The sequence below is a fragment of the Pedobacter sp. WC2423 genome, assembly GCF_040822065.1.
Taxonomy (GTDB): domain Bacteria; phylum Bacteroidota; class Bacteroidia; order Sphingobacteriales; family Sphingobacteriaceae; genus Pedobacter.
On record NZ_CP162005.1, the window covers coordinates 1,703,679 to 1,716,192 of the forward strand.

The 12,514-nt window shown below is 42.6% G+C and carries 11 protein-coding genes; all 11 read right to left on the reverse strand.

Translation table 11 applies throughout. The features are described 5' to 3' along the window. Positions 1-2: 2 nt before the first annotated feature. Genes AB3G38_RS06735 through AB3G38_RS06785 form a run of 11 tightly spaced genes read right to left on the reverse strand, consistent with a single transcriptional unit; the run spans position 3 to position 12,498 of the window. A complete protein-coding gene (locus tag AB3G38_RS06735; protein ID WP_367867727.1) occupies positions 3-4,673 on the reverse strand; it encodes a hypothetical protein in 4,671 nt (1,556 codons plus the stop codon). A gap of 27 nt (positions 4,674-4,700) precedes the next feature. Next, positions 4,701-5,126: a GPW/gp25 family protein gene (locus tag AB3G38_RS06740; protein WP_367867728.1), complete on the reverse strand. Its 426-nt coding sequence runs from the start codon at positions 5,124-5,126 to the stop codon at positions 4,701-4,703. Between the two features lie 34 nt (positions 5,127-5,160). Beyond that, the gene (locus AB3G38_RS06745; RefSeq protein ID WP_367867729.1) at positions 5,161-5,451 is read right to left on the reverse strand and encodes a PAAR domain-containing protein; all 291 of its coding nucleotides are present in this window, start codon (positions 5,449-5,451) and stop codon (positions 5,161-5,163) included. A 4-nt stretch (positions 5,452-5,455) separates the two neighbouring features. Next, on the reverse strand, positions 5,456-7,231 hold the full coding sequence (vgrG, locus tag AB3G38_RS06750) for a type VI secretion system tip protein VgrG (protein WP_367867730.1): 1,776 nt from the start codon (positions 7,229-7,231) through the stop codon (positions 5,456-5,458). Then, a complete protein-coding gene (locus AB3G38_RS06755; RefSeq protein WP_367867731.1) occupies positions 7,231-7,953 on the reverse strand; it encodes a LysM peptidoglycan-binding domain-containing protein in 723 nt (240 codons plus the stop codon). Before AB3G38_RS06755 ends, vgrG begins: the two co-directional genes overlap by 1 nt. Further along, a complete protein-coding gene (locus AB3G38_RS06760) occupies positions 7,943-8,101 on the reverse strand; it encodes a DUF5908 family protein (protein ID WP_367867732.1) in 159 nt (52 codons plus the stop codon). The genes AB3G38_RS06755 and AB3G38_RS06760 overlap by 11 nt, the downstream gene beginning before the upstream one ends. A gap of 2 nt (positions 8,102-8,103) precedes the next feature. Beyond that, complete coding sequence (locus AB3G38_RS06765) at positions 8,104-8,562, reverse strand: phage tail protein (RefSeq protein ID WP_367867733.1); 459 nt, start codon at positions 8,560-8,562, stop codon at positions 8,104-8,106. Positions 8,563-8,568: 6 nt separating this feature from the next. Then, positions 8,569-9,033 carry a phage tail protein gene (locus AB3G38_RS06770; protein WP_367867734.1) on the reverse strand — a complete coding sequence of 155 codons (465 nt, stop codon included), beginning with the start codon at positions 9,031-9,033 and terminating at the stop codon, positions 8,569-8,571. 26 nt (positions 9,034-9,059) lie between these two features. Beyond that, positions 9,060-9,986 (reverse strand): hypothetical protein, encoded by a 927-nt coding sequence (locus AB3G38_RS06775; RefSeq protein WP_367867735.1) that lies wholly within the window; start codon positions 9,984-9,986, stop codon positions 9,060-9,062. A gap of 17 nt (positions 9,987-10,003) precedes the next feature. Beyond that, positions 10,004-11,032, reverse strand: coding sequence for a hypothetical protein (locus tag AB3G38_RS06780; RefSeq protein WP_367867736.1), 1,029 nt, complete (start codon positions 11,030-11,032; stop codon positions 10,004-10,006). Positions 11,033-11,073: 41 nt separating this feature from the next. Then, positions 11,074-12,498: a phage tail sheath family protein gene (locus AB3G38_RS06785; protein WP_367867737.1), complete on the reverse strand. Its 1,425-nt coding sequence runs from the start codon at positions 12,496-12,498 to the stop codon at positions 11,074-11,076. Between the last annotated feature and the right edge of the window lie 16 nt (positions 12,499-12,514).

Consider the following 12,514-nt stretch of genomic DNA (forward strand, 5'->3'; position numbering starts at 1 on the left):
AATTATGCTTTCTTGCGAAAACTCATTCTCTCGTTACAATATTTACTATTGGCCGGGATGTCTACCCAGCTTTCACAATCCTGTTGTTGAATAGAGATATCAATGTCTCCAGCAATCAGGATCGAGCGCGGACTGATTGGCCAGACCTGGTTTTCTACAGAAACCCAGGTCTGGCCCTCTTCATGCTGCATTTTAAGCTCCAGGATATAATCCAGATAATCCCGCGTTTCTAAAAAGCCTATGATATCCGATTGATTGATCGGCTGTCCAAAAGTCAGCTTATCATATAATCCGATTGCCCATGGTGCCAGAAACTCCTGCAGATCCCGCCTAAGCTTATCCTTATAAAAACTTTCATCTTTCCCCGGATACAGCTTTACTTTTAAACAGAAATTCACCTTTTCATACCTTGGGTTCATTACCCGCAGCCTTACAAATGGAGAACTTCTTTGTTGCAAATAAGCCTGTATTTCATCCAGTAAACTCACCGGAACCCGCGGTTCAAATTGCTGCGCAGCCTTCAGTTGATTCAGATCCGGGATCACCGCAAGCAACACATAACCCGGCGCTATGGGCATATCATTTAAATAACGATACGCATTCAATCCAAAGCTATGGTTTATACACTTCACCTTAAACAACTGAGGAAAAGCTTCTAAAGCCATCCTTTCGTAATCGAATTTCTGTATTACTCTTCCCTTATGCCGCAACAGTTCACTGATCCGGACATAAAAATGCCCCTCCGCTTCCGGAACCTTTCCACCAAAAGAATCAAAGGGTTGGCTTACTTTTTTAACCGATGAATCAGCTTCATTGAGTTTAGCCAGCGATCCTGAAGTCAGCGGCTTTGCCAGGCGCAATTGATCATTCAATACCTCATTGGTAAAAGTTGCCTGGACAGCCTGCGTATAGATGCCCATGATTTCACTCAGAGACAAACTACGTTCAGCAACCGCTGCCTTGATCCAATGTAAACCTTTAGGCAGGATTGTATTTTCACTGGTCATATTAGCGGGCAAGGCAAACTTCACAATACCCGAAGTGGTCAGCTCATCTGTATGGTCTTCCAATACTTCAAAACCTTCGCGCAATACTTTCCAGCTATTATTTTCCAGATAATACCATTGTACTTTCACTCTTCCGGATTCAGAATCGGCCGTAGCTTCGGCCAGCTGAAACAGTATATTCAGCTGACTGCCAGGCTGTAAATCTTTTAACCCGATAAACAAAGTTCCTTCGTCACAAAAAGTCGGAAAGAGTGCGGGATGCTGCTCCAGGTCCTCAACTTTACTGGTGTTCTGATAAGGATAGAGATGAATCATCGCTATATCTTTAACCTGGGCTGCAGCTTTATAATCAATTCCTATATTCTTCAGAATTGGTGTCCAGGGTTCATTGGGAATCACGACCTGCTTTTCTCCGAATAATCCTGTAAAAATGCCTCCCGTATCTATAGTATCCAGAATAGCATCAAATTTATTCCTGATAACAGTTTTCAAATCATCTTCAATACCAGTTAAATTGGCATTTAAAAGATTAAAAAGATCAGTGATGAAATCTTTAACCTTATTGTTAATCTGATTCCGTTTACCCGCAGCCAAAGTACCGACATCAAGACCAGCTCCAAATAACGTGGGGATATCAATTACTGCAATAGCGACTACATCATTTAACAGATTTTTACACTGGGAGATCAGGCCATTCAGAAGCACTGGATTAGCAGAACTGCCTATTTTATTTCCAATGATCGTAATCAGTTCCGTCAAAATCCCGTTGAGAGCAGAGTTCAGCACATTGGAAGCTACTTCAATCACCTTAGGCCCTATATTTCCAAAGAATATGGACATATCAAAAACCATTGGAATCCCTTCCTGCACGTAAACGGCTCCATTAATCAAATCCGGATACCGGCCAAATGCCATCATTTGTCGTGCAAGCACATAAGAATAATCCTTGTGCATAAAATCCTGTCCCTGAAGGGTAATCCTTAAAAATCCATCTGAAGAATCAGCCTGATAAGCTCCCAAAGGCTCTTTACCCAAGTTAAATTGTTGTGTTAAATCAAACTGAGGCCCATTTCCAGGAATCAAATCATCATGGATTATTTTTATGGTTTGCTCAAAAACAGTATTGGAAGCACAAAATGAAGCTTTTGCATTGGAAAAGAAAAGCCGCCTGTTGTTATCAGTAGTAACCGGATTTACCACCGTATTGGTAAAAGGCGGGTTTAACTTCTCTTTCGCCCAGGCACCTTTTTCCAGTACCGCCAGGTTAATTTCAAAATCACAATCATTTAATCCATAAACCTCTTTAATATTTGGCGGCGTTGCACAATCATGGTAATTTTTCCTGACTACATATCCCTTGTAATACTCATTGAAATTGGAAGGTTTCCCCTTCCAGTTCAGATTCAAGTTAACTTCTGTCCACTTTTTGCGAAAAACCTCAGCCGATCCGATATAAAAATTAGGGCCAACCAGGTTTGGATGTGCCAATGGTGGATTTGCCGGATCAACCACATCAAAATCAATGATCGAAGGTCTGGTCCCAAAAGGATAAACAGGCCCATTTACATTTTGTAAACTTTCATCATTCTGTACAATAAAATTCTTAAGTCCGCAGACTGAAACATCGATCCGCGTTTGGTTATCTGCAGAAATCTTTACATTTCTAAAGAAATGATAGAGAGAAACCAGTTGATACGCATCTTTGGACTGCCTTTCACAGCAATCTTCAAAATTACCTGCCGAAATATCCTGTTTCCACTGAATGCGACCATCCAGTTCGATTTTCACCAATGGCATTGTCGTATCCAGCTCTTCTTTCAATGCCTCAGCATTATAAAAAGTAACCGCATCGTGTTCCGGCGACAGCAATGCGCTGATCTGCAGGGTAAAATCACCATTTGCAGCTAAACTACCCATGGTGATAGTGGGTACTTCTGCCGGAGCAATCCACCGCTTCTCTCCACTAAAAAGCAGGTTTAATGCTTTAACTGGTTTAAAAATATCAGCCAGGATTTTTCTGTCTTCCGGATCAGCAACTGCATTGTTATATTCAGCCAACGTCAGCGTTTTTTCAAATAACAATGTTTGAACAGGGCCATAACATAGCTTTTCTGCCGATTCCCACGTCTCTTTAATCAGTATCTTGTCCAGCGTTTCTTTCAGGTCTTTACGAATCCCTTTTTTTGAAGCCATCGCCACCAGATCGCGGTTGATATAATAATAGGTCTGCCCCAGTACTGTTTTTACACCTTCATATAAATCACGGGCCCCATAAAAATCCGGATACGCAGCCGCAGCTGATAATGAATTGCAATAATCATCAATTAAAGTGCAGGAAAGCGTAATATCCACTTGCCTTGTTCCTTCATTGAGCAATAATACCGGTGAAGCGAGCGCAAAGCCTAACCGGGCATTGGGATAAGGCTTGATAAATTTATTTTCCGGATCTGTGTATTTACTGAGAACCGCACCCATTGCAGGCCAGCTTACCGTAACCCCCTCCTGAAACTCTTTGCCCAGCCCATCCGCTCTACCGGCATCGGGTGCTATGTATACACCTGCTGCATAAGTATTTATTCCGTGAACCTGGTTATTGATGAAAAGTGTACGTTTTTCTGCAACCTGCGTTTTGTTTACGACAATCTCATCATCCAGTGCAAACAGGATTTCCACCTTATTGCTGTCTTTACCATCCTTAATCACCAGCCCTTCTTTCAGCAGATATTGATCCAGCTGACTCTGAATTTCAAAAACCAGGTGCACTTTATCCGGGACAGCTTCTTTAGATTTAAGGCGGAGTACTTCTTTATAAAAAAAATCAAGATGCTTTTTACTGAATGTATTTAAATCATCCTGCAAATGCCGGAATAGTTTAAGGAAAGCGAAGAGTAACGCGAGATGTGGTGTATGCTTTTCTTTCAGTTCCTCATTCAAGGAAAAAAGACTTTGTTCCATGCTCAGCTCTGCCGTACCTTCTAATACCTGTATGGCTTCCAGAAAAGGCGTAAACAACTGAGCCAGTTCATCCCGGAGCGCAATTAAACGTTTCCTTTTAGTACTGCCCTTCGCCATAAAAGAAGCCGTATCAAAATTAGCATAAGTATCAGTAAGCTCCAGGTTCCAAACCTCATTGCTCAGCAGCTCATTAAAGTCTATTGGCTTAACATGAAACCATTTAACGCTGGCATTTAAACAAACAATAAATAGCTTAAGTGGTGTCGTCAGCTTATCTTTGATTAGTTTATCCAGCAATGGCTCTACTGGCAAACCGCTATTTTTAAGCTGGCTGCTCCAGGTATTCAAAGGTCTGATCAGCCTGTAATAACTATATCGCAATAGCAACTGAAGACTCGCTTTGCCTGGCTTCTGATCAAATAAAGTATGATAAAAATCCAGTCGGTCAGTGATTTTATTCTTGTCGTATTTTAAGATGGATGTTAATGTAAAAGGTAAGCTCTGCTGAAAAAAAGGCTGCCAGTCTGTAACGTTCAGGTCCTTATCATAGTAATTAATATTTCTGGACAACAGTACAAAATAATCCAGTAAATCAGCTAAACTTCTGCCATCAATTTTTGCAGCACCAGCCCCCAAATCGTCCATCACCCGCTGATGCTGGCTTACACCTGGATCATTCTGGAAAGGATGTATCAGCGTTTTACATTCCATAGTATCATTGAATTAAGCGGTCAGATTTTAAATTGGTTTTAACGCTTCATTTTTATAGTAATCATAGACATAATTAAACCTCGAATTAGTGCCTGGTATTGAGTATTCAATGCTGATGGTAAACCTGCCCTCAATCAAATCGAAGGACTCGCTTGCAGTAACTTCTATTTTCTCTGTCTTGATCCTGGGTTCATAAAACAGAATTGCATTCGTTACCCGGTCTTTGAGATACCCGATCACAGAGTTATTCAGCGTCTCGAAAACATAATCTGCCAAATCACATCCATATTGCGGCTGCATTACCCGTTCTCCCAAAGCTGTAGAAAGCAGGATATTTAAGCTTTGTTCAATATCCTGCTCTGCGCTAACCAGTTCTACTGAACGGGAATCAGGATTAAACTCTGGTGGAAATGACCACCCTGTTCCAAGAAATGAATTAGAAGAATTATCCATATCAATAAATTTTAACAACTATTAATTTGTTCCACTAACCACCAATCTGTACGGTTGGCAGACCTGCCACAATTACGCCACCATGTGCAGTCAGATCACCTTGTCTGGCTGCAGGTTTCCCGCCGATCAATACTGTTGAAGAGCCCTTTACAATCGTATCTGGCGGGCCAATACAGACTAAAAGATCCCCTACAACCGCAGCAGGCAGGCTTCCGATTAAAACCGTTGGTACACCATGTCCGGTAACCGGCCCTCCAACATGCGGCACCACCCCGGTAACCATGGGGCAAACATGCATATCAGTTATTCTTGCTGCTGAAGGCATCACATTAATTTATTTTGACTAGTGACCCACTTATTTCCGTAATGCCCGAGGAAGAAAGCTTGGTTGCTGCCCCTTCCAGCCCTAAACTCGTATCTGCCTTGACCGAGAGCGAAGCACCGCCAACCGACAAACTTGCTCCGGCAGCAAGACTTAGATTAAGCCCGGCCTTGATCTCAATATTCTTTGGGCTTTCTAAAGATATTCCCGTACTGTTCATGGTTACTTTATTGTTATTCTGATCTTTAATTTCAATTTTTGTTCCCCGCTCATCCAGCTGTAAACTGTTTCCGGCAGGGGTATCAATCGTAATTGTTTTAGTGTCATCATTAAAATGGATCCGCATCTTGCTTCGGGTAAAGAACCCCTTTTCATGGTTCACATCTTTTGCTGAAAGTGGTGCTTTCTTTGCGCTGCTGTTTAACATGCCTAACATAACCGCATGCCGCGGATCATCATTGATAAAACCGACAATCACTTCATCATCAATCTCCGGCCGGAAAAAAGAACCCCGGTCAGCTCCCCCATCCAGGCAGGCAATCCTCACCCATGTCCCATTCGAGGTATTATCTATGACCGGAATTTTGACAAGGATCCTGTCCTCTCCATCCGGATCATTTTCAAGCTGCAAGACTTTAGCAATCTGAAGCCCTTTGATGGAACCAATTAAGCCCGCTGCCGGAAGCTCATTTACCTCCCTTTGTGCAGCCATATAACGTTCCGGATCCAAACCAAACTGAATATGGGTGTACCACGTACCATGGCCAATATCCTGTTTAACTGCAGTGACGTAAGCATTTCCATTAAACCGGTCACCAATGCCAGTGATTTTAAGCATATCTCCTGGCTTTATTCCGGCAAAACCAGTAATCCTTACCCTTCCTCTTATTTTTGCCAGCCGGCTGCGTAACATCGCTCCATCTGCCCAATCCTGCAATTCCTGCTCGGGCAGATGGCCACTATGGTTAAGTTCAAACTTATCCAGTTTTGCTGCCTCCGCGAGTTTGCTGCCCGGTACATTTCCCTGTTGTGCAAAAGACTTGGCCTCCGGCGATTCTGCTTTAAACAAATTCTGGTTTTTATAATCCCATGAAATGGCTTCCACGCTTGCCCACTGGCTACGTGCATCCATCTCTGCCTCAAACTCAATGACTGATGAGCCATAACTCACCTGCAAAACCGGGTTAATACTGGTATCAGGCTTATTAATCCGGATTACTCCATCATCCACAACAACCATTAATCCATTGGCCTCCGCTCTTAACAACATAAAATCCCAATTGCTCAGGTGGTGCTGTACCAGTTCTTTATGTTTCAGCGTCGTTGCAGTTACCTCTGCCGTTAATCCTTTATAGCCTCCGATCAGCGTATCGAAAACCTCACTGTCCCTGACCGCCAAAAAGTAACGGCTATGGCGGCCAATCGTCATACACATGGCCAGATCACGGCATTCTATCAGCAATTGTGTATTTCCATTCTCTTTAACTTTAACCGTATGTCTGGTAATGATCCCTTTAAAAGCCTGGCTGTTATTGCTGTCAAAACCGATTTTGATAATTACCTCTTTTCCGGGTACAAAATCTTCTTTGTTACTGATTTCAAAACTGGCAAGAGCTGCATCTCCGTCTTTGAGTAAAATCTTTGCTGCAGGGATACGGTTAACTTCCTTTTCGATCGAAATGCTTAATATTTCATAAGAAGCATCCATTGCAACACCAGCCAGAAGGACATTAAAACTTGCCACATCATGCTTCGAAGGATTGGGTATGATAAGTTCTTCCATCAGATTTCGTTTTTATCAAAAGGTGGAAAGTAAAGCTCGTTTCCAGGTTGTATTTTTTTGATGGAGCTGAGTCCATTCGCCCTGCCCACCTGCATCAGGTATTTGGGATCGTTATAAATCCCATAAGTAAGCAGATCCAGCCGGTCTCCTTGCTTTATCTTCCGGTAATGTGTCAGATCCGGGGAAGAAGGTTTATCCTCCGCAATGCGTTGCTCTCTGGATTGATAATCAAGGAATGTCGCAGTTAACCTGGCTCGCAGCGGCGTCCCATCTGGTTTAAACAGCGTATAGTTTACATCCAGATTCGTCAGCACACACCGGAATTTGATTTCTGAACCCCAGATAATCAGCAGAAAGTTTGGCCGGTGAATATCTCCCTGGTAATTATAAGCGCAGTTCATGAAAATTTTCAATTGCTCATAAACCGGTTTTTCCTTATATTCTTTCCAGTATCCTTCCATAGTTCCGGTACCATCCAGCATAAATTCCAGCTTAAGCTCTTCGGGTGCAGTTGATTTGAATTTTACTTCAGGTGCGCCCGTTCCATGCGGACGCTGGACGTCATGCTCAATCTTAAAATTTTTAGTAAAAGATTCTGGATTGATAGGCGCCACAAAAGCAGGCTTATTCTTTTGCTCCGCATCCTTCACCTGGAATTGACGGTCAGTAAAAGAATAGATCAGTAACTTCTCCAGTTTTCCGGACATGTAATCAGCGCTCATTTTTCTCTTTTAAGATTTCCAGTACTTTCTCTATACATATTTTAACCAGCTCTTCGGCAGGCGGCACCCCATTATCCTGTCCGGAATTACTATTCACGTCCTGAACCACCGTTGCTTTAATGACCAGTTCTCTGATTTCAATTGGCATAATTATGATTTTTCAAAAATTAACCGGTTATAATTCAGTTCAAGCGTTTCAATCAGGATTTCTCCTTTGGTGGCATTCAGCTCCCCGAGTTTCCAGCTGCGTGGCCAGACATTGTTAATCTTCCAATGCATTAAAGGCTGATGTTCCTCATCCAGCAGCTTGATGACCACTGTTTCCAGTGTTTCATAAACCTGGTCATCAAAAGCTCTTTTCAGCCAGTCTGTAATCCCGGATGAGCCTGGTGAGATCAATCCGCGCTTCAAAATCAGAGGCCCGTATTTTCTTCTGGTAGGGATCACATGTTCAAACCTGTTTTCTCCACCCTCTTTGATCGTCTCAATGTCGATAGTCGAATCCAGTCCACTAACCGACTGAAACTTCACATCAACAGCCTGCGCTCCCTGCAGTGTAAAATTGACTGCAAAGTGGAAATTAACCGTTTGAAAAAACTGATCAGCCATAAACCCTTATTTCTTTGCTTCTACGATAGACAATCCCTCATGCACCAGTTCAATGGTTTCAATAGCCACCTCATTGGCATCAGCCTTTAAATTGGTTGATTGCACCTTTGATGGCCATGCCCTTGATAAAGTCCAGGAAATAATTGGCTGATGTTCCTCATCCAGTAAGCGGATCGTCACATCCCTTCTGAATTTTTCTTTCCCTTCCTGGAACATCATTGTTTTTTTCCATTGCTCAAAATATTCAAAGTCCCCCAGGAAAGTCCCCCGTTTCAAGACTACATTGGTATATTTTGTAAGGCCTGGTTGTTTTGTTTTATTATAGGTCGGGCTACTGCCCTCCCGGTACTCAATCACCTCAGTTTCAAAATCAAGTCCACTTACTTCCGTAAACCCGATTCTGGTTCCTCCCCAATCCAGTTGAAAATGAAACTTAGGAAGAGGATAGTTCTTTTTAGGATCCGTTGCCATAATGGTAGGTTTTATTTTTCGGGTATTTAATTAGTTTTATTTGCCGGATTTACCTGTTCAATGGCTTTCTCCAGGCTTTGTTTGCAAGCCAGTAAAGCATCCCGCTTCTCTTTTGCCGCATCCAGCTCTTTTTTAAGCTGGTTCACCTGATCTTTCACATTTTTGTAATCCGTCTCCAGGCCAGTGAAATAAGGATCTTCCTGAATTGGCATGGTGATATGTGGCTCCAGGTGACAGTGTTCTTTACCATACCCGCCCTGAACCGCGGTCACCTGTGCTGTTTGCTGATCGGAATGACAACCGCAAGAACCACCGCAATTGAATCTTTTCTTCCAGTAATGGATCACTTCTTTCAACCCATATTCCTCGCAAAGGTTAATATGCATGCCATAAGCGAGTTCCAGTGCAGTTACGATCTGGGCAATCAGTATATCCCTGGTTTGTATCACCGCATCCAGCTTCAAGCCATAACTTTCAATAAACTTCATGATGCCCACACCAGCGCCCAGTTCAGGTCTTTTCAAACACTGGATACACTGTATTAACTTGTCATAATCAGCTTTCAGCTTATCTACCCGGATATATAAATCTTCTGTCATGCAAAACAGGATTTCTATAGCCTCATCAGTCTTTTTGGTCACCATGCAAATTTTCCCGAGATGCAGGACAAATAATTCCAGCTGCCGGCATAAAGCATCTGCTTTTTCATCAGCCATCTCCCAGTCATTAAACCAGGTATTAAGCCTGCTGAGTTCCTCCAGGTAAAGATGATAAGCCGTTTCTTTATTGCTGGCATCAGCATTGGCCTGTTTCCAGTCGGCGGTCACCTGATCCAGATCTTTTACCCAGGTTTCATAACAGCAATCACCACCAGGAGTTGCTGTGCCCGGATTTTTATCGCAACAATCAAATATATCCCTGTTGATGTTGCCTATTTTATCGTAGAATAACATGGTCTTGGTTTTAAAGGTTAATCAATAGAAGTGTGAGCTGAAGGGGTATCACAAGAATAAATTTCCGTCACCTCTTTACAGATATCACAGATATCACATTTACATTTTTTCAGCCTGTTATCCTCATCTCCATTTTCATCTTCACAGCCACATCCGGCTATACATTTACATTTATGGCAGCACAGATAATCCTTTGTTTTATCTTCCGTTTGTACTTCATCGCGCTTATTATATAAGGTATAACCTGCCTGGGTCACATTTTTGATGGACTGTGTCAAATCATCCTGTGCCTTTTTAAGGCTTATTCCTCCGCTGGTCAGTTGTAATTGTATCAGATCGTCGAAAGCCTTCGCATTGCCTGCAAAATCCTGCTGAAATCTGGTCAGGGTTCCGATATTAGAGAAAGACTGGATACCTACAATTTCAGCTGCCGCATTTCCAATAATATCGATGTCCTGGCTCAGGCTTCCGGGTATAGAGATCAGCTCATCCAGTATCTTGCAAACATTCCGGCAAGAATCCGGCTTCCGCTCCATCTGCTCCTGCCTGACCTGGTCATTACAATCATTTCCTGCATTACAACCTAATATTTTGAGTTGTACAGCATAAGCACTATCCGTTTTGCAGCTTCCCAATTTATCCGCAGCTTCTCTCAGCTCTCCAAACTTCGCCTTTGTATCCTGGGCCGTTTTTACAACTGCTTTCAGCGCAGCGATCAAAGCATCATTCTGAGTTTGATAAGCAGTCACATTTTTTTTGATCTCCTCTGAAGCCTGGATCACCTCCACGCCAATTCTGAGTTCCAGATTTCTGACCAGCAAGTAGTTCTTTTCGGTTTTCACAAAAGCACACTTCTTTTTCTCATAGACCATTACTGCCCCGTCATAAGTAACCTCGCTTTCATTCAGCTCTGCCACTTTAACCTTCAATTTTTTACAGTAATTTTCTTTGAGCTGATGTATAGCCTTCTGTGTTGCTGTCTCTGCCGCGGCATCATTGCAGTTCCCATTCTGGGGTTCTCTTGGATTTGAGATTTCTATAGACATAACGATAGATTTTTAAATTTCAATAAATAATAATTTGACATTTAAGATTCACCCAGCATTTTATGCATAAACCTCAAAATGATAAACTCTGCCGGACGGACCGCCGCCATTCCAATTTCCACAATCAGTCTTCCTTCCCAGATATCCAGTTCGGTCATCGTTTCACCCAATCCGATATGGACAAAAAATGCTTCCTTGGTAGATGCCCCCATTAATGCCCCTCCCTTCCACTGCTGGGTCAGATAGTTCTCCACCATAGATTTTACCCTTACCCAGGTATTCCGGTCATTGGGTTCAAATACAAACTGCTCAGTTGCATTTTTGATAGACTCTTCTACCATGTTAAAATATCTTCTCACCGGCACATAACGCCACTCATTATCATTTCCTGCCAATGTTCTTGCTCCCCAGATAATCGCAGGCCCGCGTCCTGCAAAAGAACGGATCACATTCACAGATTTTCCTGCCTGTGCGTCTACATTGAGTCCCATTTGCTCCTGATGCGTAATCAAATACTGCGGCCGGATTGCATTGGCAATATTGATATTGGCCGGAGCTTTCCAGACTCCCCTGGCATTATCAACCTGCGCATATACCCCCACCATGGCTACCGAGACCGGCAGCAGCATCTGGATGTTGGATACCGCACTTTTGGCCTGGAAATATTGTGCATTTTTATCGGCCAGCAAATCAGAAAGTTTCTCTTTACCTGCTATCCCTACTATTTTTACCAGGTCATCATTATCAGCCAGCTGATTGCCTGTTACTTTGTAATTATAGTCTACACCTGAATAGATTTTCGGGAAATACACAGCTGCATATTTCAGAAAATCAGTCGTACCACTCAAAGTATTACGCAAATCGTCTATGTCTTTTTGCCATTGATCCCCATTCGCGGCTGTATGGTAAACATCCAATACTGTAAACCGATCCTGCAAATCAACACATTGCTGAATGGCCTCCGTGTGTATAGTATAATAATCTGTCATATTATCGAGATTAGTAGCATCAGGAAAAACCAGCAGGGTAACTTCATTAATTCTCGCAACCTGTGTTAAACCTCTGGAAAGATCGGCCGCCTTCACACCTGCCGCACTATATCCCCCTATCGAAGTAATCCAGCAGGCCCCGCCGCCATTGGCAAAAAACAGCTGCAAGGAATAATACATCAAAAACTTAGATCTTTTGGTTTCATCGACCTTACCGTTAACTTCATTTTTTCCGGTCGTTGTATCAAATACAACACTCAGACTTTCTTTTTCAGGTTCAGGATACCCAAAAAACTGTTCATACTGTAACAGAGATTCAATTCTCCAGGGCGTATCTCTCAAATCATCTGCTTCTTTCCACTGCGCTTTCTCGGTATACCCAATAAACGCTGGAATTGCTGTTTCTACAGAGGCAATAGATGGTGGGAGATGCGGAATTTCTTCGATATAAACTCCCGGGCTTTTATAATCTTGCATAACAAATGTTATTTAG

What these genes read in the sequence shown, in the direction of transcription:
- AB3G38_RS06785 (WP_367867737.1), bottom strand. Translation starts at nt 12,498, where the DNA reads ATGCAAGATTATAAAAGCCCGGGAGTTTATATCGAAGAAATTCCGCAT.
- AB3G38_RS06775 (WP_367867735.1), bottom strand. Translation starts at nt 9,986, where the DNA reads ATGTTATTCTACGATAAAATAGGCAACATCAACAGGGATATATTTGAT.
- AB3G38_RS06745 (WP_367867729.1), bottom strand. Translation starts at nt 5,451, where the DNA reads ATGCCTTCAGCAGCAAGAATAACTGATATGCATGTTTGCCCCATGGTT.
- vgrG (WP_367867730.1), bottom strand. Translation starts at nt 7,231, where the DNA reads ATGGAAGAACTTATCATACCCAATCCTTCGAAGCATGATGTGGCAAGT.
- AB3G38_RS06770 (WP_367867734.1), bottom strand. Translation starts at nt 9,033, where the DNA reads ATGGCAACGGATCCTAAAAAGAACTATCCTCTTCCTAAGTTTCATTTT.
- AB3G38_RS06760 (WP_367867732.1), bottom strand. Translation starts at nt 8,101, where the DNA reads ATGCCAATTGAAATCAGAGAACTGGTCATTAAAGCAACGGTGGTTCAG.
- AB3G38_RS06755 (WP_367867731.1), bottom strand. Translation starts at nt 7,953, where the DNA reads ATGAGCGCTGATTACATGTCCGGAAAACTGGAGAAGTTACTGATCTAT.
- AB3G38_RS06765 (WP_367867733.1), bottom strand. Translation starts at nt 8,562, where the DNA reads ATGGCTGATCAGTTTTTTCAAACGGTTAATTTCCACTTTGCAGTCAAT.
- AB3G38_RS06780 (WP_367867736.1), bottom strand. Translation starts at nt 11,032, where the DNA reads ATGTCTATAGAAATCTCAAATCCAAGAGAACCCCAGAATGGGAACTGC.
- AB3G38_RS06735 (WP_367867727.1), bottom strand. Translation starts at nt 4,673, where the DNA reads ATGGAATGTAAAACGCTGATACATCCTTTCCAGAATGATCCAGGTGTA.
- AB3G38_RS06740 (WP_367867728.1), bottom strand. Translation starts at nt 5,126, where the DNA reads ATGGATAATTCTTCTAATTCATTTCTTGGAACAGGGTGGTCATTTCCA.